General features: G+C 72.8%; 26 protein-coding genes. 11 read left to right on the top strand and 15 right to left on the bottom strand.

Features of this window, described 5'->3' with window-relative positions; translation table 11 throughout:
• The first annotated feature begins 25 nt into the window (after nucleotides 1-25).
• On the top strand, nucleotides 26-772 hold the full coding sequence (locus BBH68_RS30570; protein WP_065967001.1) for a YihY/virulence factor BrkB family protein: 747 nt from the start codon (nucleotides 26-28) through the stop codon (nucleotides 770-772).
• Nucleotides 773-875: 103 nt separating this feature from the next.
• Here the strand turns inward: BBH68_RS30570 and BBH68_RS30575 are convergent, their stop codons facing one another.
• Both BBH68_RS30575 and BBH68_RS30580 read right to left on the bottom strand, forming a co-directional pair.
• Nucleotides 876-1,832, bottom strand: a complete 957-nt coding sequence (locus BBH68_RS30575; protein ID WP_079151291.1) for an MBL fold metallo-hydrolase — start codon at nucleotides 1,830-1,832, stop codon at nucleotides 876-878.
• A gap of 72 nt (nucleotides 1,833-1,904) precedes the next feature.
• Nucleotides 1,905-2,798, bottom strand: coding sequence for a serine hydrolase (locus BBH68_RS30580; protein ID WP_104531443.1), 894 nt, complete (start codon nucleotides 2,796-2,798; stop codon nucleotides 1,905-1,907).
• A 38-nt stretch (nucleotides 2,799-2,836) separates the two neighbouring features.
• On the opposite strand from BBH68_RS30580, the gene BBH68_RS30585 reads away from it, so the two are divergent.
• The 4 genes from BBH68_RS30585 (at nucleotide 2,837) to BBH68_RS30600 (ending at nucleotide 7,320) form a co-directional block, all read left to right on the top strand.
• A complete protein-coding gene (locus tag BBH68_RS30585) occupies nucleotides 2,837-3,868 on the top strand; it encodes a LysR family transcriptional regulator (RefSeq protein WP_065966982.1) in 1,032 nt (343 codons plus the stop codon).
• A 32-nt stretch (nucleotides 3,869-3,900) separates the two neighbouring features.
• A complete protein-coding gene (locus tag BBH68_RS30590) occupies nucleotides 3,901-5,100 on the top strand; it encodes a sensor histidine kinase (protein ID WP_065966983.1) in 1,200 nt (399 codons plus the stop codon).
• Nucleotides 5,087-5,758 carry a response regulator gene (locus BBH68_RS30595; RefSeq protein WP_065966984.1) on the top strand — a complete coding sequence of 224 codons (672 nt, stop codon included), beginning with the start codon at nucleotides 5,087-5,089 and terminating at the stop codon, nucleotides 5,756-5,758. The genes BBH68_RS30590 and BBH68_RS30595 overlap by 14 nt, the downstream gene beginning before the upstream one ends.
• A 269-nt stretch (nucleotides 5,759-6,027) precedes the next feature.
• Nucleotides 6,028-7,320, top strand: a complete 1,293-nt coding sequence (locus tag BBH68_RS30600; RefSeq protein ID WP_174589112.1) for a serine hydrolase domain-containing protein — start codon at nucleotides 6,028-6,030, stop codon at nucleotides 7,318-7,320.
• 16 nt (nucleotides 7,321-7,336) lie between these two features.
• Here BBH68_RS30600 and BBH68_RS30605 read toward each other — a convergent pair whose 3' ends face one another.
• The 5 genes from BBH68_RS30605 to stsA all read right to left on the bottom strand — a co-directional run bounded on the left by BBH68_RS30605 (nucleotide 7,337) and on the right by stsA (nucleotide 11,068).
• Entirely contained in the window at nucleotides 7,337-8,167 is an 831-nt protein-coding gene (locus tag BBH68_RS30605; protein WP_065966985.1) for an ABC transporter permease, read from the bottom strand.
• A complete protein-coding gene (locus BBH68_RS30610; protein WP_065966986.1) occupies nucleotides 8,157-9,107 on the bottom strand; it encodes an ABC transporter ATP-binding protein in 951 nt (316 codons plus the stop codon). Before BBH68_RS30610 ends, BBH68_RS30605 begins: the two co-directional genes overlap by 11 nt.
• Nucleotides 9,104-9,415: a PqqD family protein gene (locus BBH68_RS30615; RefSeq protein ID WP_065966987.1), complete on the bottom strand. Its 312-nt coding sequence runs from the start codon at nucleotides 9,413-9,415 to the stop codon at nucleotides 9,104-9,106. The genes BBH68_RS30610 and BBH68_RS30615 overlap by 4 nt, the downstream gene beginning before the upstream one ends.
• Nucleotides 9,416-9,427: 12 nt before the next feature.
• Nucleotides 9,428-10,846 (bottom strand): StsB family radical SAM/SPASM domain sactipeptide maturase, encoded by a 1,419-nt coding sequence (stsB, locus tag BBH68_RS30620; RefSeq protein ID WP_065966988.1) that lies wholly within the window; start codon nucleotides 10,844-10,846, stop codon nucleotides 9,428-9,430.
• Nucleotides 10,847-10,930: 84 nt separating this feature from the next.
• Nucleotides 10,931-11,068 carry a StsA family sactipeptide RiPP gene (gene stsA / locus BBH68_RS42245; RefSeq protein WP_158080382.1) on the bottom strand — a complete coding sequence of 46 codons (138 nt, stop codon included), beginning with the start codon at nucleotides 11,066-11,068 and terminating at the stop codon, nucleotides 10,931-10,933.
• A gap of 491 nt (nucleotides 11,069-11,559) precedes the next feature.
• Here stsA and BBH68_RS30625 point away from each other — a divergent pair, with 491 nt between their 5' ends.
• On the top strand, nucleotides 11,560-12,288 hold the full coding sequence (locus BBH68_RS30625; protein WP_065966989.1) for a Mut7-C RNAse domain-containing protein: 729 nt from the start codon (nucleotides 11,560-11,562) through the stop codon (nucleotides 12,286-12,288).
• A 270-nt stretch (nucleotides 12,289-12,558) separates the two neighbouring features.
• On the opposite strand, the gene BBH68_RS30630 is transcribed toward BBH68_RS30625, so the two are convergent.
• Nucleotides 12,559-13,719 (bottom strand): PP2C family protein-serine/threonine phosphatase, encoded by a 1,161-nt coding sequence (locus BBH68_RS30630; RefSeq protein WP_065966990.1) that lies wholly within the window; start codon nucleotides 13,717-13,719, stop codon nucleotides 12,559-12,561.
• A 104-nt stretch (nucleotides 13,720-13,823) separates the two neighbouring features.
• Between BBH68_RS30630 and BBH68_RS30635 the strand changes: the two genes are divergently transcribed.
• Nucleotides 13,824-14,615, top strand: coding sequence for an Fpg/Nei family DNA glycosylase (locus BBH68_RS30635; RefSeq protein ID WP_065966991.1), 792 nt, complete (start codon nucleotides 13,824-13,826; stop codon nucleotides 14,613-14,615).
• Nucleotides 14,616-14,645: 30 nt separating this feature from the next.
• On the opposite strand, the gene BBH68_RS30640 is transcribed toward BBH68_RS30635, so the two are convergent.
• Both BBH68_RS30640 and BBH68_RS30645 read right to left on the bottom strand, forming a co-directional pair.
• Nucleotides 14,646-15,617 carry a CU044_5270 family protein gene (locus tag BBH68_RS30640; RefSeq protein WP_065966992.1) on the bottom strand — a complete coding sequence of 324 codons (972 nt, stop codon included), beginning with the start codon at nucleotides 15,615-15,617 and terminating at the stop codon, nucleotides 14,646-14,648.
• On the bottom strand, nucleotides 15,614-16,162 hold the full coding sequence (locus BBH68_RS30645; protein ID WP_065966993.1) for an RNA polymerase sigma factor: 549 nt from the start codon (nucleotides 16,160-16,162) through the stop codon (nucleotides 15,614-15,616). Before BBH68_RS30645 ends, BBH68_RS30640 begins: the two co-directional genes overlap by 4 nt.
• Before the next feature lie 116 nt (nucleotides 16,163-16,278).
• Here BBH68_RS30645 and ctaD point away from each other — a divergent pair, with 116 nt between their 5' ends.
• Complete coding sequence (gene ctaD, locus BBH68_RS30650; RefSeq protein ID WP_065966994.1) at nucleotides 16,279-17,970, top strand: aa3-type cytochrome oxidase subunit I; 1,692 nt, start codon at nucleotides 16,279-16,281, stop codon at nucleotides 17,968-17,970.
• Nucleotides 17,967-18,320: a hypothetical protein gene (locus BBH68_RS30655; protein WP_065966995.1), complete on the top strand. Its 354-nt coding sequence runs from the start codon at nucleotides 17,967-17,969 to the stop codon at nucleotides 18,318-18,320. The genes ctaD and BBH68_RS30655 overlap by 4 nt, the downstream gene beginning before the upstream one ends.
• Nucleotides 18,321-18,384: 64 nt before the next feature.
• Here the strand turns inward: BBH68_RS30655 and BBH68_RS30660 are convergent, their stop codons facing one another.
• The 5 genes from BBH68_RS30660 to BBH68_RS30680 form a co-directional block, all read right to left on the bottom strand.
• Nucleotides 18,385-19,041, bottom strand: coding sequence for a LuxR C-terminal-related transcriptional regulator (locus tag BBH68_RS30660; protein ID WP_245738379.1), 657 nt, complete (start codon nucleotides 19,039-19,041; stop codon nucleotides 18,385-18,387).
• 148 nt (nucleotides 19,042-19,189) lie between these two features.
• Nucleotides 19,190-19,909 (bottom strand): lysophospholipid acyltransferase family protein, encoded by a 720-nt coding sequence (locus tag BBH68_RS30665; protein ID WP_245738380.1) that lies wholly within the window; start codon nucleotides 19,907-19,909, stop codon nucleotides 19,190-19,192.
• A gap of 158 nt (nucleotides 19,910-20,067) precedes the next feature.
• A complete protein-coding gene (locus BBH68_RS30670; RefSeq protein ID WP_065966996.1) occupies nucleotides 20,068-20,826 on the bottom strand; it encodes a GNAT family N-acetyltransferase in 759 nt (252 codons plus the stop codon).
• A 145-nt stretch (nucleotides 20,827-20,971) separates the two neighbouring features.
• The gene (locus BBH68_RS30675; protein WP_065966997.1) at nucleotides 20,972-21,625 is read right to left on the bottom strand and encodes a peptide deformylase; all 654 of its coding nucleotides are present in this window, start codon (nucleotides 21,623-21,625) and stop codon (nucleotides 20,972-20,974) included.
• Nucleotides 21,626-21,941: 316 nt separating this feature from the next.
• The gene (locus tag BBH68_RS30680; protein WP_065966998.1) at nucleotides 21,942-22,550 is read right to left on the bottom strand and encodes a helix-turn-helix domain-containing protein; all 609 of its coding nucleotides are present in this window, start codon (nucleotides 22,548-22,550) and stop codon (nucleotides 21,942-21,944) included.
• Nucleotides 22,551-22,687: 137 nt separating this feature from the next.
• Here BBH68_RS30680 and BBH68_RS30685 point away from each other — a divergent pair, with 137 nt between their 5' ends.
• Together BBH68_RS30685 and BBH68_RS30690 are read left to right on the top strand one after the other, a co-directional pair.
• Nucleotides 22,688-23,977, top strand: a complete 1,290-nt coding sequence (locus BBH68_RS30685) for a zinc-dependent alcohol dehydrogenase (protein ID WP_065966999.1) — start codon at nucleotides 22,688-22,690, stop codon at nucleotides 23,975-23,977.
• A 157-nt stretch (nucleotides 23,978-24,134) separates the two neighbouring features.
• Entirely contained in the window at nucleotides 24,135-24,542 is a 408-nt protein-coding gene (locus BBH68_RS30690) for a ChaB family protein (protein WP_065967000.1), read from the top strand.
• The last annotated feature ends 305 nt before the right edge of the window (nucleotides 24,543-24,847 follow it).

Genomic DNA, 24,847 nt, shown 5'->3' on the forward strand with positions numbered 1-24,847 from the left:
CCGCGAGGCGTTCCACGGGTCCCCGATCGGGCGGGGGTGGCGGCGCGGCAGCGAGTTCGAACTGTCGCACCGGGCCATGGGGTTCGCCGCGCTCGGGTTCCTCACCCTCGTACCGCTGCTGATCGTCGTCGCCGCGGCCGACCCGGTCAACCGGCACGGCTTCGCCCAGTGGCTGGCCGAGGGCCTCGGGGTGTCCAGGGGCTCGCGCGACGAGGTGCTGCGGCTGTTCGCCCCGCCGCGGCAGGCGTTGGAGACCACGACCGCGTTCGGTCTGGCCACGCTGTGCGTCTTCGGCCTCCGGTTCGGCGCGGCGGTGCAGATCGGCTACGAGAAGGTGTGGGAGCTCTCGCCGGGCCGCTGGCACACCGTCTGGCGGCATCTGGTGTGGCTCGCGGTGCTCATCGGCTACCTGATGCTGTCCTCGCACCTGTGGCCGGGGTGGCGGCTGTGGGTCGGGATCGTGGGCACGGTGCTGTTCTTCTGGTGGTCCCAGCATGTGCTGCTCGGCGGGCGGATCGGCTGGGGCGCCCTGCTGCCCGGGGCGCTGGCCACCGGGGTGGGCCTGGTGGGCCTGCGGTGGTTCTCCCGGCTGGTCTTCTCCCCGCTGATCGCCTCCAGCGCCGTCTCGTACGGCCCGGTGGGCACGGTCCTGGTCGTCCAGTCCTGGCTGGTCGGCGTCGGGTTCGTGGTCTTCGGCGGGGCGCTCCTCGGCAGGCTGCTGCACGAGGAGTGGGTGGTGCTGGCGCAGCGGCGCCGGCGCGGGAAGAGCTGACGCCGACCCGCCCGGCGGCCCTCGCCAGACGGGTCGGACCGGCGGCGACATCCAGCCCCGCCACCCGGTGGCGGGGCCCAGCAGCGCCACCCCGCGGTGGGGCTCAGAAGCGATACGGGGTCAGATAGCCCGGCATCAGGATCCGCGTCCCGGGCGCGGTCGCCCGCACCCGGTCCAGGAAGCCGTTCAGGTCGATCGTGGGGTCCTGCCGGGGGCCGTCCGCCAGCGGCTCCTCGAAGACGTCCCAGTGCACCGGGACGACCGTGCCGGGGTGGCCGAGGGCCGTCAGCAGCCGGGGCACATAGCGGTGTGTCGAGGTGCTGCTCGGCACCGCGACCATCGCCACATCGGGCCGCAGGCCCGCCGCGTCCCGCTCGCTGAAGTCGCTCGCCCCCATCAGGAACGCCGAGGGGCCGTCGCCGACCGTCACCTGGAACGCCAGCGTGTCCCCCTCCGGCAGGTCGGCGATGGTCTCGGGCTTCGCGGCGGGCGGGGCGTTCAGCGTGCCCGGGGCGAAGTAGCCGTGGGCCTTGTTGCGGCTGTGGCGGCTGGCGACCACCTCCACCACGAAGCCGTGGAAGTCCAGCACCTCCCCGCCCTTGACCACGATGATCCGGCTCGCGTCCACCCCGAAGGCGCGCAGCAGGTGGTACGTGGTCTCGGTGCCCACGATCCGCGCGTCGGTGGAGCGGGCGATGAACGGCACGTCGTTGATGTGGTCCCAGTGGCTGTGGCTGACCAGGACCAGCTCCGGGCGGCCGATGTGCTCGGCGACCAGGCCCTCGTTGATCTCGAGTTCGGTGTCCTCGTCGAAGGAGCCGGTGAACAGGCCGGTCTCGAAGCGGGTCAGAAAGGGGTCGGACAGCACGGTCCGCCCGTCGAAGTCGATCCGCCACCCGGCGGTCCCCAGCCAGCGGAACTCCGCCTCCGAGACCTTTCTGGTCCGGCGCGGTGCCCCGGCGGCCCGCGCGGCCGTGGACAGCACCGGGACGGCCGCCCCCGCGGCGGCCCCCCGGAACAGCAGACGGCGGTTGAAGCGTGGTGTCCTCTCGTCGCTCATGGCCACAGCACAGCAGGCGCCGATCGCCCACGTCCAAGATCGAATCTTCCGCCATCGATATGCGAGCGGATATCACCCCAGGTCAGCGCCACTGAGATGATCCACCGCGAGCCGGGCCGCCCGGCCGATCGCCGCGTCCACGGCCGGGTTCGCGGTGCCCGGGTCGCGGGTCTCGGCGAAGACCGCGACCGCGTAGCACCCGCCGTCCGGGCGGTGCACCACGCCCGCCTCGATGTGCAGCCCCGGCAGCGTGCCCGTCTTCGCGGCCACCCCCACGTCGCCGGGGAACCCGGAGGCCAGCCGGTGGCGGAAGACCTGTCGGGCCATCAGCTCGCGCACCAGCGCGCACGCCCGGGGCGGCCCCGCCTCGTCCCGCCAGATCAGCGCCAGCAGCCGGGTGACGTCGCGGGCCGTGCTGCGGGTGGTCCGCCGCGGGTCGAGCACCCGCAGCCGCCGCAGCCGCTCCGCGTCCAGGGTGGGGAAGACGGCCGCGAACTCGGCCTCGTCGCGGGCGCCCACGTCCTCCAGCATCGACTCCAGCAGCTCGCGCGGGCCACCCACGACCACCGTGCGGTCCAGGCCGAGTTCGGCGGCCAGCAGCCGCACGGTGTCCAGGCCCACCCGGCGCATCAGCACGTCGGCCGCCGTGTTGTCGCTCACCGACAGGGCGAAGAACGCCAGGTCGCGCAGGGACATCTCGACATCGTCGGCACATCCGGCGGTGCCCCACCCGCCGAGGCGGTCGGCCGCCGTCAGCAGCACCCGCTCCCGCGGGTCGAGTTGTCCGGCCGCCGACTGCCGCGCGAACTCCAGCACCAGCAGGATCTTGAACAGGGACGCGATCACCACCGGCTCGTCGGCGCCCACGCCGACCTCCCGCCCACCGCCCACGGGAATCGCGTGCAGCCATCCCCGGGCCCCCGCTCCCTCGAAGACCCCCGCCACCTTCTCCTCGATCGAGGCCAATGCCACGGTCCCTCCCGCACGTCGCGTATGGTCGGCCGGTGGATCTCATACGCCACCTGCGGCTGTTCATTGTCGTCGCCGAGGAGCTGCACTTCAGCCGCGCCGCCGAGGCGCTCGGCATGGCGCAGCCCCCGCTGAGCCAGGCCGTCCGCAGGCTCGAGAGCGAGATGGGGGTGGAGCTGTTCGACCGGTCCCGCCGCCAGGTGGAGCTGACCGCCGCCGGAGCGCTGCTGCTCCAGGAGGCGCGTGAGCTGCTGGCCCGCGAGGAGCGGCTGCGTACGGTGATGCACCGGGCCCGCACCGGGGCGCTGGCCACCCTGCGGGCCGGAGTGCCGCCCCAGACCCCCGCCCGCACCCTGCACGCGCTGCTGTCGGCGTGCGCCGAGCAGTGCCCGGGCCTGCGGATCGACCTCCAGGAGGTGGACACCGCCGAGCAGTTGCGGCTGCTGTCCTGCGGCCGGCTCGACGTGGGCTGGGTGGACCACCCCGTGGACGCCACCGATCTGGCGCTCGGCCCCGTGGTCGGGGTCGAGCTGGGGGTGGTGCTGGCCCGCACGTCCCCGCTCGCCCGCCTGTCCGAGGTCTCGCTCGCCGATCTGGCCGGCCACGACCTGGTGCTCTTCCCCCGGGCCGGCGCCCCCGGCTGGTACGACCGGACCCTCGAGCTCTGCCGGGCCGGCGGCTTCGCCCCGCCCGCCGTCCGCCACGCGCGCAACCCCGGGTTCCTGGTCGGCCTGGTGTCCGCGGGGTGCGGGGTGGCCTTCGACGACGGCCGGGTGGCCGGCCGGGAGCCACGGGTGGTCTGGCGGCCCCTCGCGGGGCGCCCCCTCGTCCAGCGGATGTCCGCCGTCTGGCCGGTCGAGCGCGGGCACCCTGGGGCCCGGCGGTTCGCGACGATCGCCGCGGAGGTCGTGGCCCGGGACGCGACGACGGCCCGGCGGTGGCCCGCGCCCTCCCCGGAGGGGGACGAGGAACGGCCGAGGCCGTGGTCGGTGGTCTACGCACCACCCGTCGGACCCGCGCCCGATCACACGGATGGCTGCTCTGAAACGATCAGTAAGGAGCGATGAAGAGCGACGCGCGGGCGCATAGTGTCGGGCGGATGAACGTGGTTGACGGCAAGTGGCCCAGGTGGGGCGCTGATGCGGGACTGGTCGCCCTGGCGTTGCTGCCACCGCTGCTCTCCCAGCCGTACGCCGACCCGTCGGGGCCGGCGTGGGCGTCCGTCATCGGCTACGAGGCGGTGGCCGTGGTGGTTCTGGTGCTGCGACGGCGGATGCCGGCGACGGCCTTCGTCGCCGGACTCGGTGCGCTCGTGGCGGCGTTGGTGACGAGTGCCGGCGAGGGGGGCAAGCTGACCCCGCTGGTCTTCGTGCCGCTCGCCGTGCTGCTCTACAACCTGGGCAGCCGCTGCACCAGATGGCCGCGCGCCGGGTCGGCGCTGCTCGGCGGTGGTGTGATGGTGCTGGTCGGCCTGTGGCTGAACCGGATGACGGCCGGCGCCAGTGAGTTCCGGGGCGGCCTGGACGTCTTCGCCGCCCTGGCTCCGATGCCACTGGCGTGGGCGATGGGTTTCGCCGCACGTTCCCGGCGGGCGCTGCTCGTCGCGGCCGAGCAGCGGGCGGTCGAGGCCAGGCGCGCCCAGCGCCTGGAGGCGGCGCAGGCAACACAGCGGGAGCGGGCGCGGATCGCCCGCGAGATGCACGATGTGGTCGCCCACTCGCTCACCCTGCTCGTCGTGCACGCCGAGACCCTGCGGGCCCGCGGCGACGAGCTGCCCGACTGGGCCCGGGCCCAGGTCGACGGTGTGGCGGCGGCGGGCCGGCAGAGCAGTGGCGAGCTGCGTGACCTGCTGCGGATGCTGCGCGATCCCGCGGAGGCGGCCCCGTTGCAACCGGTGCCCGGACTCGGTGAGCTGGGTGCCCTGCTGGACAGCCACCGCGCCGCGGGCGGAACGGTCGAGGTGCGGTGGGGGACGGCGGAGACCGCGCTGGAGTCGTTGCCGGCTCCGGTGCAGTCGGCGGGGTACCGCATCGTGCAGGAAGCGCTGGCCAACGCCCGCCGTCACGCGCCCGGCGCGCCGGTCCGGCTCACCGTCGACGGCACAGCCGGCCGGCTGCGGTGCGAGGTGGAGAACAGCCGCGGGGCGCGGCGCGGCACGGCCGGTGCGGGGGTCGGGCTCGGGCTGGTCAGTATGCGTGAACGGGTGGACGCGCTGGGCGGCGAACTGGCCGCTGGACCGACCGGCGACGGCGGCTTCCGCGTCGTGGCCACGATACCGTTGGAGGATGCCGGTGCCTGAGCGGATCAGCGTGCTCGTGGTGGACGACGAGCCGATCATCCGCGCCGGCCTGAGCGCGATCCTGGACAGTCAGGCCGACCTCTCCGTGGCCGGCACCGCCGGGGACGGCGAGGAGGCCGTCGAGGCGTGCGCGCGGCTGAGGCCGGACGTCCTGCTGGTGGACATCCGCATGCCGCGCCGGAACGGGCTGTGGGCGCTGGCCGAGCTGGGCCGCCGGGGGCTCCTCGGACCGGGGCGGAGCCAGGTGCTCATGCTGACGACGTTCGACCTGGATGAATACGTCGACGAGGCGCTGGCGGCCGGGGCGTCCGGATTCCTGCTGAAGAACAGTCCGTACGAGGAGCTGACCGGGGCGGTGCGGGCGGCGGCGGCCGGGCACAGCGCGCTGAGCCCGGCGGTGACCCGCCGGATCATCGAGGGGCATCTGAGCGGCCGGCAGTGGCCCAGTGACCAGGACCTGGCCCGGCTGAGGGACCTCACCGAGCGGGAGCGCGACGTGCTGCGGCTGGTCGGGGACGGGCTGAGCAACGCCGAGATCGCCGGCCGGCTCGTGGTGAGCCTGCACACGGTGAAGACGCACGTCAGCCGCATGCTCGCGAAGACCGGCTGCCAGAGCCGGGCGCAGGCGGCGGTGCTGGCCAGGAACACGCTGTCCTGACGCGTTCCGACGGATTCCGAGGCGTCCTGGCATTCCTGACGGGCCCACATGTCCCGACGCTCCTGCCGTCCACGTCACTCCTTGTCATTCCCTGTCATTCCTTGGAGTGACCCGGCGCCCACGGGAAGCCCGCCATCGAGCGATGTGCCGGGTGGCTGCCGCTGGCTGAATGGTTGCTGTGCGGGCGGGGCCGCCGCCAGGCCGGGCAGCGGGAAGAACACCCGGGTCCCGCCGCGCGAAGCAACCGTCATGCGCCGAAGGGAACCGCCATGTCCGCACACACACCGTCTCGCCACCAGCTCCTGCGCGGGGCGCTCACCGTGGCGTTGGCGACCGCTATGAGCGGGGTCCTCATGGGCTGCTCCGACGCGGAGCCAAAGGCGGGGTCGAGCGCGGCGAAGACCTCGGTCGAGCAGGCCGCCTCGGCCGACGAGCGGCTGGCCGGCCTCGCGCGGAAGGCGGCGGACGGGGGTTCCCTGGGGGTGATCGTCCGGGTCGACCGCGGCAAGGGGGCGCCCGTGGAGATCGCGCGGCAGGCCGCCTGGACGAAGGCGGATCACCGCATCGCCGCCACCGACCAGTTCAGAGTCGGGTCCAACACCAAGACGGTCACCGCGACCCTCGTGCTGCAACAGGTCGCCAAGGGCAGGATCAACCTGGCCGACTCGGTGGAGAAGTGGCTGCCCGGACTGGTCAAGGGCGGTGAGAACATCACCGTCCGGATGCTGCTCAACCACACCAGCGGTCTGGACGACTTCCTGTTGACGCCGGAGTTCCTGCCCTCCCTCACCGGCCGGCAGCAGCGCACCTGGCGGCCGGAGGACCTCCTGGCCATCACTCCCGAGCAGGATCCGCCGGCCGAGCCCGGTGAGAAGTACTCCTACAGCAACGCCAACTACGCGGCCCTCGGGCTGATCCTGGAGAAGGCGACCGGGAGCAGCCTGGCCGAGCTGATCGAGCAGAAGATCACCAAGCCCTTGGGGATGAAGGACTCGTTCCTGGCCGTGAACGCCGACTGGCCCACCGGGAAGCAGCACGTGACCGGCTACGAGCCGGACGCCGAGCGCCTGAGGGACATCCTCTCCCCGGCCGTGGAGCTGCCCGAAGGCGTCGGATTCAAGGGCCCCGAACGCCCCGGGGACAACATCGACACCACCGCCATCGACCCGAGCTGGGCCTGGGCGGCGGGAGCCATGGTCTCCACAGCACAGGACTGGCAGCGCTTCCTGACCGCGCTGATGTCCGGCGAGCTGCTGCCCAAGGCCCAGATGAAGCAGATGCGCACCACCGTCGCCGCCCCCGAGGAAGGCGGCGGTTACGGACTCGGCCTGATGAAGGTCAACACCTCCTGTGGCACCGTCTGGGGGCACACCGGCGGCCTGCCCGGCTACTCCAGCGAGATCTACACCGACGCCGGCGGACACCGCAGCGTCGCGGTCCTGACCAGCACGAACTTCGGCATCAAGGAGAAGGCGGCCGCGACCGCGAACAAGGCCCTCGTCGAAGCGGCAACCTGCCGCATGCTGGGCAAGCCGCTGCCCGCGGAGAGCTCCGGCGAGTGACCACCGAGGAGGCGGGTCAGATCTCCCGGGCGCGGGCCATCAGGGAGCGCCCGATGAGAACACAGGTGACGACCGCGACGCCGAGCAGCACCAGCATCCAGGGCCAGGCGGCGCCGAACCCGAAGAGGGCCCCGTCGCGGATGCAGCGGATCCCGTACGTCACGGGATTGCCCCAGGACAGCCATCGCAGCACGGGGGCCATCTGCGGCGCCGGATAGAACGACGGGCTGGCGAACAGCAGCGTCGGCGCGAGCACGTTGATGGTCACCGAGAAGCGCTGGAAGTCCTGGAAGAACGTGGCGAGCAGCAGATACAGGCCGTTGAAGGCCATGGAGGCGACCGCGATCCCGCACAGGACCGCCACCCAATGGCTCGGTGGCCAGCGGAAGGTGAACACCAGCAGCGAGACACCGAGCGCGGCCAGGCTCTGCAGGAGGACCAGCAGCGTGCTGACGAGGAGCTTGCCCGCCACATAGCTGCCGCGCCGCAGCGGGTAGGACCAGAGTTCGACGTCCATCCGGCCCAGGCGCTCCTGGAAGAGGGACGTCCCCGCGGTGGTGGCCGCCGCGAGCATCGACGAGAGCAGCAGGGCGGGGACGGCGAACTCCGGGTAGCCGATGGGCCGGCCCTCGTACCGCACCTCCCCGACCAGGCGGGACAGAGAGGTGGCGAACAGCAGCAGATAGACGGCGCTCGGAGTGATGGCCAGCAGCAGATTGGTGCGGTTGCGGGTGAGGAGGAGGTACTCGCGGTACATCGTCGCCGCGACATCGCCGCGCAGCGGGGACGGCCGGGCCGGTGCGGGCGCCGTGGCCCCGGGCGGTGGCGGAGCGAGGTCAGCCGTCATGTCCGGCCCCCACGAGCGTCAGGAAGGCGTCCTCGAGCGACGGTGTGCGGTACTCGACCGCGCCGATGCCGATCCCCAGGGCCTCCGCGCGGGTGAGCAGCGCCGGCAGGCAGGCCCGGGTGCCCTGGCCCTTCACCTCGACATGGCCCTCGCCGACGCTCACCCGCAGCTGCGGCCCGCCCCGTCCGAGCACGGCCAGCAGTTCGCCGGTGTCCCGCGGGCGGTCCGGGCGGACCAGCGCCACCTGGCCGCCGAACCGTTCGGCGAGTTCGCGCGGGGCGGCGAACTCCACCAGCCTGCCGTGGTTGATCACCAGCACCCGGCGGCAGTTGCGCTCCAGCTCCTCCACGTAGTGACTGGTCCACAGGATGGTCGTGCCCTGCCGGCGGCGCAGGTCGTGCAGCAGGCTCCACACCTGGTGGCGGCCGCTCACATCCAGCCCGGCGGAGGGCTCGTCGAGCAGGAGCAGCGGCGGATCGCCGAGCAACGCGCGGATGACCTGGAACCGCCTTCGCTCGCCACCGGAGAGGGTGAAGGCCAGCTGGCCGGTCTTGCCGGCCAGGCCGAAGGCGGCGAGCAGATCGTCCACCTGCCGCCGGATGTCGCGCCAGCGCAGCCCCTTGAACGCGGCGGTGATCCGCAGATTGTCCAGCGCGGGCAGCATCATGTCGAACGGCCCGTTCTGGTGGACCGCGCCGATGCGGCGCTTCGCGGCCCCCGTGGGCTCCGCGGGATCGACCCCGAACACCTCCAGGGTGCCCCGGGTGGGCACGGTGGCACCGCAGATCATTTTGGTGAGCGTCGTCTTCCCCGCCCCGTTCGGGCCCAGCAGGCCGATGACCGCACCCGGCTCGATGTCGAAGGACAGGTCGCTCACCGCGTCCTGTGTCATCCCGCTGTACCGCTTGACCAGGCCGTCCGCGTGGACCGCGGCCGTCATGCCGAGGGGCCCGGGGCCGGGGCCGGGGCCGGGGCGTCCGCGGCCAGCAGGAGCCCCTGCCCGGCCAGCGAGTCCAGGAAGTCGCGCACGTCCCGCGCGACCACGGCCGCCTGCGCGGTGTCCTCGAGGGCGTAGCGCCGCACCGTCTCCGTCACGACGGCATCGACGGTCCGCCCCTCGGACACCAGGAGCCACAGCTCGGCCGCCGTGCTGTTGAGCGTCTGGAACTCACCCGACCCGGCGTCGTAGAGCCGCACTTCGCCGTCGTCGGCCATCCAGACGACATCGGTGGCGATCCGGTAGCGCATGGGCGTCTCCCTTCAGTCGACGAGGGGCAGCAGGCGGCGGCCGGCGGTCTTCCAGTCCTCGTACACCGGATGGACCGTGTCGTCCCGGACCAGATGGGGGCGGAGCATCTCCTCCTGGTGCTCGACCAGTTGCCGCCCGTCCACCCCGGTGGCCCGCCACCAGTTGGAGATCATGGAGTGGCGCAGCATCCGGCACAGATGCCGGCCGTTGCGGTGCACATCGCCGGTCTCCGCCATGTGATAAGCCCGGCAGCCACCGCCGCAGGCCGCCCGGATGTAGCAGCGCCGGCAGTCCTTGAGATTCTCGCCGCTGAATACGCTGTTGGTGCGCATATCGGCCAGCACCGGGGCCGCGAAGAGTTCGGCCAGCGGGCGCTGCCGTACGTTACCGGCCTTGTGCACGGGCTCGGTGACGAGCTTGCACGGATAGACATCGCCCAGCGAATTCACATATATTTCGTTTCCGCCCATGCCGCAATTACCTCTGATGGAACAGGGCTTGGCGGCCCGGGGACCGTCGGGCAGCAGTTTGTCGGCCATCGGATTGACCCAGAAGAATTCCTGGATCTTCTGGAAGTCCAGCCATCCGAAGTCGTATCCGTCGGTCGCGGCGCGGCCGAGATCCGAGTGGTACATGAGGCGCACCCGGCGCACCTTGAGATCGTCCACGAATGCGCAGACCTTCTCCAGCGCGTCCACGTTCTCCGGGGTCACCACGTGATTGATGACGGGCACGACACCCGCCTCGTTGAGCAGGCCGAGGCCCTTGCCGGTCCGCGCGAAGGTGCCCTTGCCGCGGGTGCGCTCGTGGATCTCGGCCGTGCCGCCGTCGATGCTCACGGTCACCGTGCCGAAGATCTCCGCGATCCGCCGCGCGGTCCCGGGCGTGCGGATCATCGTGCCGTTGGTGATCATGTTGGTGGTCAGGCCCCGCGCGCGGGCGTGCGCGGCGACCTCGAAGAGGTCCTTGCGCAGCATCGGCTCCCCGCCGGTGAAGATGAACTGCCGCACGCCCATGTCGGCCGCCTGGTCGACGAGGTCGAGCGACTCCTCGGTGGTCAGCTCGCCGGGCAGGCACTTCTCCGAAGAGGCGTAACAGTACGGACAGCGCAGATTGCAACCGTCGGTGATCGCGTAGTAGACGGTCGTGAGATCCGGCTCGGGGTGGCGCACCGCCGGGCGGTGCCCGGGCAGATAGACGATCCACTTGAGGACCAGGGTGGCCAGCACGCGCTCCACGTCGACGGACCCGTCGCCGGGCGACGGGGGCGCCTGGCCGCGGCCCAGTGCCTCCAGGACGGTGGATTCCGGCTCGGTCAGCACACACCAGGCGGCCAGCTCGGGATTGGTGACCAGCCGCCTTCCCGAGTGCCGGAAATAGACGAGATCTTCCGGAACGATCAGGTCGTACCACTGCTCCAGCAGCTTCATCCTGTACCTCCAAAGAGCAGGCGGGGCGCCGGCCGTGCGCCGGGCCCCGCCTGCCGGCCGACGGGGAATGCCGAGGGCCGTGGGTCAGATCTCGAGTCTCTGCTCGGACTCGGCGTTACCGGAGCCGGCGCCGGCGCCGCCGCTGCAGTCACAGGAGCACGGGAGTTCCACGCCGAACTCGACGGGGAGCATTTCCGGCTTCACCCAGGCAGGCTTTTCCATGGTTCATCCTTTCTCGGGACGGGGTGCTCGGGACGGGTGCTCGAGATCACCGCTTTTCGCGCGGGCCGGCCCCTTGTACTCAGGCGCGATCGACGATGGGCGCATGACGTATTCCCATCGCAAGGGCGGGGTGTGGTTCCGCGGCGGATCTGCCGAGCCCTCACAGCATTGGGGCAGCCGGTTGTGGTGTCAACGGGAACAGGGAAATCCGGATGTCCGGTGATCCGGGACCGGCGATCGGCGCCCCGGCCCGCACCCTGTTCACGCCATTTTCCCGCGCCGATTCCATGGCACCCCGAAAGACCCTTGCGCTGTGCGTCCCGATCATTTCCGCATTCGGTGGCGAGTGGCGGGGAATCATCAGAGTGACGGGAGTGGCCGGATTTTCGTCGGGCCCGCGCTTTCCGGGATGCGCGGGCCCGTCCCGGGGAGGCCCCCGCACCCCTCGCCCCCGTGCCCCGCCCGCGCCCGTGGCCTGGCATGCTGGCCGTGTGAACGGACCGGAGATCGACGTCAGCCTGGCCCCCGAACTGCGGATGTTCGCCGTCCCCGAGCGGCGCCGGGAACGGACGGCCGTCGTCACCGACGGGGCGTCCACGCTCGGACACGTCATCGAGTCGCTCGGCGTCCCGCTCACCGAGGTCGGCGGGGTGTTCGTGGACGGCCGGGACACCCCGGTGTCCCATGTGCCGCGCGCGGGGGAGTGGGTGGAGGTGCGCGCGGTCGCACGGCCGCAGCGGGTGCCCGGGGCGCCGCTGCGCTTCCTGCTCGATGTGCACCTGGGGACGCTCGCGCGGCGGCTGCGGCTGCTGGGCGTGGACGCGGCCTACGAGAGCGAGGACATCGGCGACCCCGCCCTCGCCGCGCTCTCCGCCGCCCAGCGGCGGGTGCTGCTCTCCCGGGACCGGGGGCTGCTGCGGCGGCGCGAGCTGTGGGCCGGGGCGTACGTCTACAGCGACCGGCCCGACGACCAACTGCGCGACGTACTCGGCCGGTTCACCCCGGTGCTCGCCCCCTGGACCCGGTGCACCGCGTGCAACGGGCCACTGGAGGACGCCGACAAGGACGCGGTCCGGGAGCGCCTCGAACACGGCACCCGCCGCACCTACGACGTCTTCGCGCAGTGCACGGCCTGCGAGCGCGTGTACTGGCGCGGCGCGCACCACGCGCGCCTCGAGGCGATCGTCCAGCGGGCGCTGGGCGAGTTCGACACCCCCTAGGTGTGCTGTTCCGGGACGTTGGTGACGGGCGACATGCGCCTTCGTGGCCCGTCTGGACTGCGCCTGACCCCCGCCGCCCGATCCCTCCCCGGCCCACGCGGCGCCCGTGCCCGTCCCGTGCCCGTTCGGCGCGGTTCCGTGCCCGCTTCGTGCCCGATTCCCGCCCGCCGGGCGCACGCGGCCCGGAACTGCTGCCCGGAGACAAGGCCAGGCCGCGTCGGCCGGAGCGGCGGGCGCACGCCGCGAGCCTCGGTGGGCGGCTCGTACGCCCTACGGGCGGGCGGTGGTGTCCGCCGGGCGTGGTGTCACCGCCCGTTCGATCAGGATCATCGCCGCGTCGTCGGCCAGGCGCCCCTCCGCGTGCCGGATCAGCTCCCGGCGCAGCCGGTCCAGGTACTCCGCCGGGGTGGCGCCGTCCAGGGTCTCCAGGGTCTCCGGCAGCGGGAAGAACTCGTGGGAGCGGTTGCGGGCCTCCAGCACCCCGTCGGTGTGCAGCAGCAGCCGCTCGCCCGTGGCGAACGGGAAGGCCTCGGTGACGACCGGCGGGCCGGTGAGGAACTCCTCCAGGCCGAGCGGCGGCAGCGGGCGGGCCGGGGCGAGGGTCCTGACCTTCCCGTCCTGGACGGCCAGCGGCGGCGGATGGCCGCGGTTGATCAGCTGGATCGTCTCGTGGTCCGGCACCTGGGCCAGCAGCACGGTGACGAACTGCTCGGCCTGCTCCTCCCAGTTCCGCGGGTCGGTGCGGTCCAGCAGCGCGTACTCCCGCTGCAGCGCGGCCGCGCAGCGGTGCATGACCTCGGCCAGGTCGCTCTCGTAGTGCACCGCCTCGCGGAAGGCGCCCAGCACCGCGGCGGCCGACCGCACCGCGGCCAGCCCCTTGCCCCGTACGTCCCCGACGATCAGGCGCACCCCGAACCGGGTGATCATCGCCTCGTACAGATCGCCGCCGATCTGCGCGCCCCGCTCGGCCGCCAGGTACACGCTGGCGGCCGTCACCGGGCCCATCCGGGTGGGCAGCGGCCGCAGCACCACGTTCTGCGAGACCTCGGCGATCCGCCGCACCTGGGTGAGCTCACGCGTCCTGCGGACCCGTACGGCGCTGCCCACCACGCTCGCCACCGCCACCACCAGCAGCGCGGCCAGGTTGGCGTACACCTGCTGGGTGCCCCAGGCGTGGTTGGCGGTCGCGGTGCCCGCGCTGACCAGGAAGGCGAGCCCGGCCACCGCGCTCGTGCCGCGCGGCCCCATGGTCACCGCGGCCAGCGCCGGGGCCGGGGACAGCAGGGGGCCGGTGTACACCACGTGCGCCGGAGAGAACTCGATCGCGATCACGGCCGCCAGCGTCACGAAGGGCAGGCTTCGCGCGACCGCGAAGAGCCCACGGCTGGGGCCGTCGGCTCCCCGGTCCGCCGAAGAGCGGAGGACTCGCATAACCGGCTACTTTAATCGGATAGTGCACAATAAGGGTGTTAACGGACTGTAAAGCCCGCGCATCGCGGGGCGGGGGCATGGAGCGACCGGACGAGGGTGGCGGTATGCCTGAACTGCCGGATGTGGAGGGTTTCCGACGGGTGCTGGCCTTCTGCGCGCAGGGCCGCCGGGTGGAGCGCGTCGAGGTGGGCGACGCCGGAGTGCTGCGCGGGGTGACCCCTCAGCGGCTGCGGCGGGAGGTGACCGGCCGCCGCTTCGGCCCGCCCGAGCGCCACGGCAAGTGGCTCATCGCCCGCACCGACGGTCCCACCGTACTCCTGCACTTCGGCATGACCGGAGACCTGCTGTGCGCCGCGCACGACGACCCGCCCCACCCGCACGACCGCGTCACCTTCGTCCTCGACGACGGCCACGCCCTCCGCTACCGGGACCAGCGCAAACTCCGCGGCCTGTGGCTGGCCGCCACCGACGCCGACCTCGACCGGATCATGGGCGACCAGGGCCCGGACGCCCTGTCCGTGAGCCGCGCCGAACTCGACGAGCGGCTCGCGGGCCGGCGCGGCCGGGTCAAGGCCACGCTGACCGACCAGTCGGTCCTGGCCGGGCTCGGCAATCTGCTCGGCGACGAGATCCTGTGGCGCGCGGGCATCCACCCGGCCCGGCGCACCGCCGACCTGACCCCCGAGGACCGCGCCCGGCTGGAGCGCGCGATGCGCGGCGTGCTGCGCACCTCGGTACGGGCCGGGCACGTGCCCACCAGCCCCTCCTGGCTCACCGGCCGGCGCGACGACCCCGATCCGCACTGCCCGCGGTGCGGCGGCCCGCTGCGCCGCCGCCGCATGGCCGGGCGCACCACCACCTGGTGCCCCGGCTGCCAGCCGGACTCCGGGACGTAGCGCCCAGGGGAGCGCGCGGGCGAGCCGGGGTCAGGAGAGCCAGGCCGTGTACGAGAGCACATCGCCCGCCTTGACCCGGTACTCGGGGTCGTCCCGGACGCCGGTCTCCTCCATGTCGAGCACCCTCCCGTCGTCCGGATCCAGCACGACCATGACCCGCGCCCCGTCGCCGGTGCGCACGAACGCCTGTCCCTCGCGGCCCATCCGGTCGGTGACCCGGCCCGCCGGGCGCAGCCCGGCGTCGCGGGAGAGCAGGGTGGTGAGGTTCGCGATCTCGCGCGGGCCGGGAGTCCACACCCGCAGAAATTCCCGCACCGCGGCCAGCAGCTCGTCCGGGTCGCGCTCGGCTCCCGGGCGCCAGACGGCGAGGTAGTCGCGCAGCTCGGCGGCGCGGGCCGGCGGAGGCTCGAAGAAGGACTCGTTCGCCCCGTCGATCCCCGGCGGATAGCTCTCCCGGCGCACCACCTTGCCGTCGTGGACGGTACGGGGCGGCACCCCGTCGTCGATCACCGGGCGGCCCGGGTGGCGGGGGTCGGTGGCGACCACGAGCAGCGAGCCGCTGCCGTCCGCGTTCCAGCGGGTCAGCGTCTCCTGCGGGACCGTCACCGCGTCCTTCCCCGACTCCAGACCCAGCGACCAGTCCTGGACGTGGCTGCCGCGCACCGTCCGCCCCGGCTCGTCGGCCGCCGCGGCCCGGGCCCGGCGGGCGATCTCCGCGAGCGACACATCGGCGCTGGAGGCGTGCGGCCGCAGCGCCACCGGGGCGGCCACGGCCGGGGACGAGGCCGGGCCCGAGACGGTCAGGGCGAGGGCGACGACCGCGCCCGCCGTCGCCATGGCCACGCCCACCGCGACCCGCCGGACGGTACGGCGCCGCCGGGCCCCGGCCACCAGCTGCCGCAGCCGGCGCTCGCCCTCGGCGTCCAGCGGCCGGTCCCGCCAGCGGCCGCTGTCGGCGGGGACGGGATTGGCGCCGCGGAGCAGGTCGAGTTCGTCGGTCATTTCCGTTCATCCTCCGTGCTCGTCCGCGCCGGTACCGGGACGGTCCCGCGCACCGTGTCGATCTGCGCCCGCAGCCGCTGCCGGGCCCGGTGCAGCCGCATGGCCGCGGCCGACCGGCCGCACCCCAGGACGGTGGCCAGCTCGTCGACCGTCAGCTCCTCCCACGCCGTCAGCCGCAGCACCTCCCGGTCGGCCTCGGTGAGCCGGTCCATCGCCTCCAGCACCCAGGAGCCTGGCCGCTCCGCGTCCGGGCCGGCCACGACCCGCTGACCGCGCGTCACCTCGTGATGGCCGAGCCTGGCGAGCAGCCTGCGGTAACGCCCGCGCCCGCGCACCGCGTTGGCCAGGCAGTTCCGCGCCACCCCGTACAGCCAGGGCAAGGGCGACTCGGGCAGCTCGCGGCGGCGCCGCCAGGCGACGGCGAACACCTCCGCGACCACTTCCTCGACCTCGCTCGGCCGGTCGTCCAGCCGTCGCGCCACGAAGCGGCTCACCGCCCAGTAATGCTCACGGTAGGCGGTGTCGAAGGCTTCGTCGGGGCTCATGCCCGGTAGGTGTCCGGCACGCCCCCGATCATCACACGCCCGGGAAACTTTTCTTTTTCGCCGTCTTTTCGCCCTTCCCTGTGAACGACCGGGGCGGTGCCGGACACCTACCGGGCATGAGTAACAACATTGTTGTCGCGGCACCGGCGGCACCGGCGGCCCCGCTGGCGCGCCGCGCCCGTCCCGGTTCCGCGGCCGTGCGGTGGCTGACGACCACCGACCACAAGACGATCGGGACGCTCTACCTCGTCACGTCGTTCGCGTTCTTCTGCATCGGCGGGCTCCTGGCGCTGTTCATGCGCGCCGAGCTGGCCCGCCCGGGCCTGCAGATGATGACGAACGAGCAGTTCAACCAGGCGTTCACGATGCATGGCACGATCATGCTGCTGATGTTCGCCACGCCGCTGTTCGCCGGCTTCGCGAACTGGATCATGCCGCTGCAGATCGGTGCGCCCGATGTGGCGTTCCCGCGGCTGAACATGTTCGCCTACTGGCTCTATCTGTTCGGCTCGATCATCGCGGTGGCCGGGTTCCTCACCCCGCAGGGCGCGGCCGACTTCGGCTGGTTCGCGTACTCCCCGCTGTCGGACGCGGTCCGCTCGCCGGGCGTGGGCGCCGACATGTGGATCATGGGTCTGGCCTTCTCCGGCTTCGGCACCATCCTCGGCTCGGTCAACTTCATCACCACGATCATCTGCATGCGCGCTCCGGGCATGACGATGTTCCGTATGCCGATCTTCACCTGGAACGTGCTGCTCACCGGTGTGCTGGTGCTGCTGGCCTTCCCGGTGCTGGCCGCCGCCCTGTTCGCGCTGGAGGCGGACCGTCAGTTCGGGGCGCACGTCTTCGACGCGGCCAACGGCGGGGCGCTGCTGTGGCAGCACCTGTTCTGGTTCTTCGGCCATCCCGAGGTGTACATCATCGCGCTGCCGTTCTTCGGGATCATCTCGGAAGTGATTCCGGTGTTCTCGCGCAAGCCGATGTTCGGTTACGTCTCGCTGATCGGCGCGACGATCTCGATCGCGGGTCTGTCGGTGACGGTGTGGGCGCACCACATGTACGTCACGGGCGGCGTGCTGTTGCCGTTCTTCTCCTTCATGACGTTCCTCATCGCGGTGCCGACGGGGATCAAGTTCTTCAACTGGATCGGCACGATGTGGAAGGGGTCGCTGAGCTTCGAGACCCCGATGCTGTGGACGGTCGGCTTCCTGATCACCTTCGTCTTCGGCGGTCTGACCGGTGTCATCCTGGCCTCCCCGCCGATGGACTTCCACGTCTCCGACACCTACTTCGTGGTGGCCCACTTCCACTACGTGATCTTCGGCACGGTGGTGTTCGCGATGTTCGCCGGATTCCACTTCTGGTGGCCGAAGTTCACCGGCAAGATGCTGGACGAGCGTCTCGGCAAGATCACCTTCTGGACGCTGTTCATCGGCTTCCACGGCACCTTCCTCGTCCAGCACTGGCTGGGGACGGAAGGGATGGTCCGCAGGATCCCGGACTATCTCGCCGCGGACGGCTTCACCACGCTGAACACCGTCTCGACGATCTTCTCCTTCGTGCTCGGCCTGTCGATCCTGCCGTTCTTCTACAACGTCTGGAAGACCGCCAAGTACGGCAAGAAGATCGAGGTCGACGACCCGTGGGGCTACGGCCGCTCGCTGGAGTGGGCGACCTCCTGCCCGCCGCCGCGGCACAACTTCACCTCGCTGCCGCGGATCCGCTCCGAGTCCCCGGCCTTCGACCTGCACCACCCGGAGGTCGCCGAGCAGGAGAGCGCCGGGATTGAGCGGGAGCCGGTGGCGTGAACCGGACCGACGCCCCGCGCCCCGGCGACATCGCCACGGGCATCAACCGGCTCGAGGGCTATCTGCTGCTCCAGGCGGAACGCGACCGGGCGACCGACCGCGCGCGCCGGTTCGCGGGCCGGCTGGACTGGCTGACCGTCGCCCAGCGCGAGGAAGTGGAACGCCTCTACGCCCAGGACCAGTTGGCCCTCACCGAGCAGACCCTGCGCACGGTGGCGCGGCGCAGCGAGGAGCTGCGCGCCGAGTACCGGCAGGTCTACCGCAGGCTGCGGTGGCGGCTGCTGGTGGCCGCGCTGCTCGGCGCGGTCGCCGTGGCCGTCATGGCGGCCGCCGTGCTCGCCGCCGGGTAGCGCGGAAACACCGCGGAGGGCGGGAGGGCCGCCGCCCTCCCGCCCTCCCGGCGCGTGAGCCCCGCTACTTGACGAAGTCCGGGAGCACCCGGGCGGGCCAGGTGCCCACGGTGAGCATGCCTGCCGCGTAGGCCCGGGACACCAGCGCGGCGCGGTTGGGCGCCTCCAGCTTCCGCAGCATCGAGCCCACGTGGTACTCGACGCCCTGCCTGCTCAGATAGAGCTTGGAGGCCAGCTGCACGGTCGAGGCGCCGGTGGCCACCCCTTCGAGGATCCGGGCCTCCAGAGGGGACAGCAAAATCCGCCGCAGCCTGGTCACTTCGTCGGTGGCCGGCTCGTCGTCCGGCCTGAGCAGCACGACGATCGCGGACAGCTGGTCGGTGGGGCCCTCGATGGCCGTACCGGTCAACTCGCCGGAGAACACCCGGCCGTCGAAGCGGCAGCCCGCCACGCGCTCGGTGAACCGGGTGCGCCGCCCGTCGTGCAGGCGCGAGAAGTGTTCCCGCAGCACGGCCGGCGCGCTCGGCCGCAGCAGGTCGAACAGGTCGCGGCCGCACAGCTCCGCCGACGAACCGCCGATGTGGTGGAAGAAGTCGTCGTCACCCGCGAGGACCCGCAGATCGGAGGTGAGGGTGGCCATGCCGGTGGCGTACCGGGTCCGCCCGTCGGGCACATGGGGTGGCACATGGGCGACCTGAGCGGTGTGGGGGCGGGCAGCCAAGAGGAGTCACCACTTTCTGTCGTTTCGGGGGCGACTGGGGGAATCCAGTGACGGGTGTTAGGTCCGCTTCCAGGTGTATACCAATGCCACGCCCCCTTCGGGGTGCCCGTATGCGAAAGACTTGTGCCTGTTTCTGCCCGAATAGAATTCAGATATGTGGGGACTTTTCCGCGCCACCCACGGCGTCCTGAGCCCGTATGGCAAGCGACCTCCGGTCGTCCGCACCCGGCAGAGTCGGCAGCGGCTCGTGGATCAGCACCCGCACCCCGAGCCCCCCGGCGCCCAGCACCCGCCGCAGGGAGCTGCCGAAGTCGTCGTCGCCGACGAACGCCGTCACCGTGGTCGGCACACCGTGCTGGACGTACTCCAGGGTCACCGGCCGCACCGGCGCCCCCGCGTCGATCGCCGCCTGGAAGGTGGCCCGCCGGAACCGGCCTCCCGTACCGGCGCACCAGGTGACGCCCTGCGGAAAGGCCATGACGGAGCGGCCGGCGCGCAACCGCCCCGACACCGTCGAGACGGTGTCCGGCAACCCGCGCAGACTGCCGCGGTCGATGAACAGCGTCCCCGCCCGCCGCGCCAGCGCGCCGACCACCGGCCAGCCCCCCACCTCCCGCTTGGCCAGCATGGTCACCGGTTCCACCGCGAGCAGGGCGAGGATGTCCAGCCAGGAGACGTGGTTCGCGACCACCAGGGTGCCCGTGCGGCCGGGCACGCTCAGCGGCCCGCCGCGCACCTCGAGCCGGACCTCCAGGGCGTCCAGCACGGCCGCGGCCCGCGCCCGCAGCTCCCCGGGCTCGGACATCCGTCCGGCCCGCAGCAACGCGCCCAGCAGGGACCGGGTGAAGGCCGCGGTACGGCCGGCCACGCGCCCGGCGGACACCCGTGCGGCGGAGTGCGCCACACAGCGGGGGGAGCAGGGCGACCACGGCGCCCACGCGGACGGCGCGCCCCCCGCGGCCGGTTCCCCCCTCCCGGCCGGCGCGTCCCGCGCGGGAGCCCGCACCGGAACGGCCACCGGGACGGTCATCGCGACTCGCCCAGGAAATAGCGCCGGTAGCGGTCGTTCATCCGCTCCGTGTCCAGCAGCACGAAGAAGTCGGCGTCGTCGAAGTCCCGTTCGTGCTGCGGCGCCCCGCACAGCCAGGCACCGAGCCGCAGATAACCGCGCAGCAGGGGCGGCAGCGCGGCGTAGCCCGGCTCGGCGACCAGTGCCCGAGCGGGCATCCACGGGTCGTGCGGGCGCACCCGCAGCTCGGGCGGCGCGGCGTGCCGGGTGGTGGCCAGCAGCCAGGCGTTCGCCGCGGCCTGCCCGCCGTCGGCCAGCGGCACGGAGGCGCAGCCCGCCAGATAGCGGTGTCCGGACAACAGCACATACCGGGCGAGCCCGGCCCACATCAGATTGATCACCGCGCCCGAGCGGTGGTCGGGGTGCACACACGCCCGGCCCGCCTCGACCATCGACGCGCGGACGTGGCCCGGTATCCCGCGCAGATCGAACTCGGTCTCCGAGTACAGCCGCTCGCCGCGCCCGGGCGGCAGCAGCCGGTAGGTGCCGACCACGGTGTCCGTCGCCGTGTCCGTGACGATCAGATGGTCCGTCACCTCGTCGAACTCGTCCATGTCCCGGCCGGGCACGGGCGTGTGCAGCCGGGCCCCCCTCTCCTGCCCGAAGACCTGGTAGCGCAGCCGCTGCGCGGCGTGGATCCGCTCCTCGGTGTCCGCGATCGAGGTGACGTAGGAGCCGGCGGCCGCCGGGGCCGGGGGTGTCGAGAGCACGGTCATTCCTGTTCTCCGTTCAGGGGGATCGAGCACCGGCGAAGTTCGTGGAATGGCTTCGCCAGTGTCGCCCCGGGACGAGAACGCGGCAGTGTCCGGACGGTGATTCGGCGGCTGCGGGTCGATGACGAACGTGTGCCGCGCCCGGTGGCTACCGCTCCCCGGTGTCCGGCAGCGGGAAGCCGAGGGCGCGGGCCGCGTCGGCGGGGGTGGGCTGGGACCACAGGTCCACGACGGACCGCGCCGAGGCGAGCGAGCGGGTCTCGGCCCGGTCCAGGTAGAGCGTGCCGTCGAGGTGGTCGGTCTCGTGCTGGACGATGCGCGCGGGCCACCCCGTGAACTCCTCGTCCAGCTCGCGCCCCCGCTCGTCCTGCCCCCGCAGCCGGACCCGCTCCGGGCGGGCCACCACGGCCTGCCAGCCGGGCACGCTCAGACAGCCCTCGAAGAACGCCACCTCGCGCCCGGGGTCGCCCACCGGCTCGTACGCGGGGTTGACCAGCACCCGGTACGGCTGCGGCACCCGCCCGCGCGCCTCGCGCACCTCCTCGGCCACCTCGGCCGGGTCCTCGATGACCGCGATCCGCAGCGGAACGCCGATCTGCGGGGCGGCCAGCCCCACTCCCGGGGCGGCGTGCATGGTCTCCCGCATCGCCCGCAGCAGCCGGTCCAGCAGCTCGGCGGGCAGCTGCCCGTCGTACGGGAGGGCGGGGCGGCGCAGGACCGGGACGCCCGCGGAGAGGATCGGCAGCGGGCGGGGCCCGGCGAGGAGTTCGTCGACGAGGTCGGGCAGCGGGGTGGTCGGCATGGGGACAGACTGACAAGGGCCGGGCCGCCTCGGCAAACGCCGGGCCGGCAGGGGAAACGCCGGGCCGGCACGGCGAACGGGACGGCGCGCCCCCTGCGGCCCGACGGGACCGACGGGTGAAGACGGGTGAAGACGGGTGAACAACGCGGGGCCGCGGTCCGTACTCCCCGTCGAGCCACCGGGAGCCCACGCCCCCGGGGGCTCTCCGGGTCGCCCCGTGATCCGGATCGGCTGCCGCTCCGCGGTGACTCTCCCCGTTGTGCGCCGGGGAGCGGCAGTCTTCGGCCCCGGGCGGGGCGTCCCTTGACGAGAAGCTTCAGGCGTCCTCCTGGGACGAGCCGCCGGTGCGGGCCCGTACGTGCATCCGCTCGCCCTGGGCCCCGAAGATGCTCAGGACCTCGACGGGCTGATCGCCCGCGCTGGCGAAGCCATGGGGGACCCGGGTGTCGAACTCGGCGGCCTCACCGGCGGTCAGGATCAGGTCGTGCTCGCCCAGCGCGAGGCGCAGCCGGCCGGAGAGCACGTACACCCAGTCGTATCCCTCGTGCACCTTCTGCTCCAGCCGACCCCCCTCGGGCGCGGTCCGGCCGGGAAGGATCATCTTGTAGGCGTGCAGCCCGCCGAGGTGGCGGGTCAGCGGCACGAAGACCCTCCCGCTCCGGGTGAAGGGCCGCGGGTGGATCCGGGGGTCCCCGGTGGGGGGCGCGCCGACCAGCTCGTCCAGCGGCACCTGATGGGCCCGGGCCAGGGGCAGCAGCAGCTCCAGGGTCGGCTTGCGCAGCCCCGACTCCAGCCGCGAGAGGGTGCTCACCGAGATCCCGGTGTTCTCGCTCAGCTGGGACAGCGTGGAGCCGCGCGCCTGGCGCAGCGCGCGCAGCCGCGGCCCGACACCGGTCAGTACGTGGGTGAAGTCGTCGTCCGACATCCTGCTATTTGCCGGTGCGGCAAGCGGTTTTGTCAAGGGATCGTTCCGCGCGGGCGCGGTGGGCCTGTTTCCTCCGCCTCGGCCTGGGCACCCCGGTACCCGGCAAGGTCATCCTGTCGCCCAGGAAGAGAGCAACCATGAAAGCTGTCGTATGGCACTCCGTAGGCGACATCCGTCTCGAGGACGTGCACGAACCCAAGATCCAGGACGCGAACGACGCGATCGTCCGGATCACCACCTCGGCGATCTGCGGCACCGATCTGCACTTCGTCCGGGGCACCATGACGGGCATGCGGGAGGGCCGGATCCTCGGCCACGAGGCGGTGGGCATCGTCGAAGAGGTGGGCGGGGGCGTGCGTAACTTCCGCCCCGGGGACCGGGTGGTGGTGCCCTCCACCGTCGCCTGCGGGGTCTGCAGCTACTGCCGGGCGGGCTACCACGCCCAGTGCGACCAGGCCAACCCGCAGGGGCGGCTCGCGGGCACCACCTTCTTCGGCGGCCCCGAGGCGGCCGGCGGACTCGACGGGCTCCAGGCGGAGTACGCCCGGGTCCCGTACGCGAACACCGGGCTCGTGCCGCTGCCCGACTCGGTGGACGACGCCCAGGCCATCCTGCTCTCGGACATCTATCCCACCTCGTGGTTCTGCGCCAAGCTGGCCGAGGTGGGCACGGGCGACACGGTCGTGGTGCTGGGCGCGGGCCCCGTCGGCCAGGCCGCCATCGCCTGTGCCCGGCTGTGCGGGGCGGGCCGGGTCATCGTCGTGGACGGGGTCGCGGACCGGCTGGAGCTGGCCCAGCGGCAGCACGCCGAGACCGTCGACTTCAACGCCGAGGAGCCGGTGTCCGCCATCCGCGAGCTGACCGCCGGCATCGGCGCCGACCGGGTCATCGACGCCGTCGGCATCGACGCCGCGTGCCCGGACCACGGCCCCGCGGCCGACAGCCTGGCCGGGCAGCGGGACGAGTTCGCCCACGAGGTCCGGGAGACCGCCCCCGAGCAGAACCCCGACGACCAGGGCACCTGGCGGCCCGGAGACGCCCCGTCGCTGGCCACCCGCTGGGGCATCCAGATGGCCGCCAAGGCCGGCACGCTGGGCATCGTGGGCGTCTACCCGCCGCAGGCCCAGCACTTCCCGATCGGCGAGGCGTTCCAGAAGAACCTCACCGTGAAGATGGGCAACTGCCACCACCGCCACTACCTGCCCCACCTGGTCTCGATGGTCGCCTCCGGCGAACTCGACCCCTCCCCGCTGATCACCCACTGGTCGGGCACCCAGGACGCCATCGAGGCGTATCGCGCGTTCGACCGCCGCGAGCAGGGCTGGACCAAGGTGGCCCTGGGCATCGGCGGTCCCGGCAGCGTGGCCCCGGGCCGGGGCGCGGCGGCCGGGACCGGCGCGGCCACCACCGCGGGGGCCCACGGCTGACCGCCGCTGACCGTCGCACCGCCGGTTTCCCGCCCTGCCGTTTCCCCGCCCGCCGGTTTCCCGCCCCGCCGGTTTCCCCCCGCCGGATTCCCGGCCGCGGTTTTCCCCCGCCGCGGCCGGGTACCCGCGCGGTGTTCAGCAGTGGAGGTGATCGACCATGCCTGGACGCGAGGAGCTTCCCTCGACGCTGGAGCGCTCCGCCGAGGAGGCCCAGCGCACCTGGATCAAGGCCCATGACTCGGCCGTCGAGCAGTACGGTGAGGGTGAGCGGGCCCACCGGGTGGCGTACGGAGCCCTCAAGCACCGTTTCGAGAAGGTCGGGGACCACTGGGAGCGCAAGGAGAAGGGGCGCAAGGGGCCGTCCGATCCGCGGTCCGCGCGGCCGCGCGGAGCCGGCGGCCGCAGCGGCGAAGGCGTCGACGAGCAGTCCTCCAAGCAGCATCTGTACGACGTGGCCAAGCGGTTGGACATCGGCGGCCGGTCGCAGATGAGCAAGTCGGACCTGCTCGAGGCCATCCGTAAGGAGAACCGCACGCGCACCCGCCAGGCGCGCGAGGACGGCTGACCGGCCGTCGCCGCGCCACCCGGCGCCTCGCCGCGCGCGGCGAGGCGGGGCACGGCCGCAGTGCGGCGCCGGCGACTCCTCAGCCGCGGCTCCCGGCGCGCGCCCGTCCCTGCCATCGCCCGCCGCCCCTGACCCTTGCCACCGGGTCAGGGGCGGTTCCGGTCAGGGGCGGTTGCGGTCAGGGTGGGATCCGGTCAGGGGCGGTTCCGGTCAGGGTGGGCTCCGGTCAGGTGCGGTTCCGGTCAAGGGCGGTTCCGGGTCAGGGGCGGTTCCGGTCAGGGTGGGCTCCGGTCAGGGCGGATCCC

Origin of the sequence: Streptomyces sparsogenes (assembly GCF_001704635.1) — a bacterium.
Classification (GTDB): domain Bacteria; phylum Actinomycetota; class Actinomycetes; order Streptomycetales; family Streptomycetaceae; genus Streptomyces; species Streptomyces sparsogenes.

What these genes read in the sequence shown, in the direction of transcription:
- BBH68_RS30640 (WP_065966992.1), bottom strand. Translation starts at nt 15,617, where the DNA reads ATGACCGACGAACTCGACCTGCTCCGCGGCGCCAATCCCGTCCCCGCC.
- BBH68_RS30615 (WP_065966987.1), bottom strand. Translation starts at nt 9,415, where the DNA reads ATGCGCTACCGGATCGCCACCGATGTCGTCTGGATGGCCGACGACGGC.
- BBH68_RS30675 (WP_065966997.1), bottom strand. Translation starts at nt 21,625, where the DNA reads ATGCCGACCACCCCGCTGCCCGACCTCGTCGACGAACTCCTCGCCGGG.
- BBH68_RS30590 (WP_065966983.1), top strand. Translation starts at nt 3,901, where the DNA reads ATGAACGTGGTTGACGGCAAGTGGCCCAGGTGGGGCGCTGATGCGGGA.
- ctaD (WP_065966994.1), top strand. Translation starts at nt 16,279, where the DNA reads ATGAGTAACAACATTGTTGTCGCGGCACCGGCGGCACCGGCGGCCCCG.
- BBH68_RS30635 (WP_065966991.1), top strand. Translation starts at nt 13,824, where the DNA reads ATGCCTGAACTGCCGGATGTGGAGGGTTTCCGACGGGTGCTGGCCTTC.
- BBH68_RS30605 (WP_065966985.1), bottom strand. Translation starts at nt 8,167, where the DNA reads ATGACGGCTGACCTCGCTCCGCCACCGCCCGGGGCCACGGCGCCCGCA.
- BBH68_RS30685 (WP_065966999.1), top strand. Translation starts at nt 22,688, where the DNA reads ATGAAAGCTGTCGTATGGCACTCCGTAGGCGACATCCGTCTCGAGGAC.
- BBH68_RS30595 (WP_065966984.1), top strand. Translation starts at nt 5,087, where the DNA reads ATGCCGGTGCCTGAGCGGATCAGCGTGCTCGTGGTGGACGACGAGCCG.
- BBH68_RS30645 (WP_065966993.1), bottom strand. Translation starts at nt 16,162, where the DNA reads ATGAGCCCCGACGAAGCCTTCGACACCGCCTACCGTGAGCATTACTGG.
- BBH68_RS30630 (WP_065966990.1), bottom strand. Translation starts at nt 13,719, where the DNA reads ATGCGAGTCCTCCGCTCTTCGGCGGACCGGGGAGCCGACGGCCCCAGC.
- BBH68_RS30690 (WP_065967000.1), top strand. Translation starts at nt 24,135, where the DNA reads ATGCCTGGACGCGAGGAGCTTCCCTCGACGCTGGAGCGCTCCGCCGAG.
- BBH68_RS30600 (WP_174589112.1), top strand. Translation starts at nt 6,028, where the DNA reads ATGTCCGCACACACACCGTCTCGCCACCAGCTCCTGCGCGGGGCGCTC.
- stsA (WP_158080382.1), bottom strand. Translation starts at nt 11,068, where the DNA reads ATGGAAAAGCCTGCCTGGGTGAAGCCGGAAATGCTCCCCGTCGAGTTC.
- stsB (WP_065966988.1), bottom strand. Translation starts at nt 10,846, where the DNA reads ATGAAGCTGCTGGAGCAGTGGTACGACCTGATCGTTCCGGAAGATCTC.
- BBH68_RS30680 (WP_065966998.1), bottom strand. Translation starts at nt 22,550, where the DNA reads ATGTCGGACGACGACTTCACCCACGTACTGACCGGTGTCGGGCCGCGG.
- BBH68_RS30610 (WP_065966986.1), bottom strand. Translation starts at nt 9,107, where the DNA reads ATGACGGCCGCGGTCCACGCGGACGGCCTGGTCAAGCGGTACAGCGGG.
- BBH68_RS30575 (WP_079151291.1), bottom strand. Translation starts at nt 1,832, where the DNA reads ATGAGCGACGAGAGGACACCACGCTTCAACCGCCGTCTGCTGTTCCGG.
- BBH68_RS30670 (WP_065966996.1), bottom strand. Translation starts at nt 20,826, where the DNA reads ATGACCGTGCTCTCGACACCCCCGGCCCCGGCGGCCGCCGGCTCCTAC.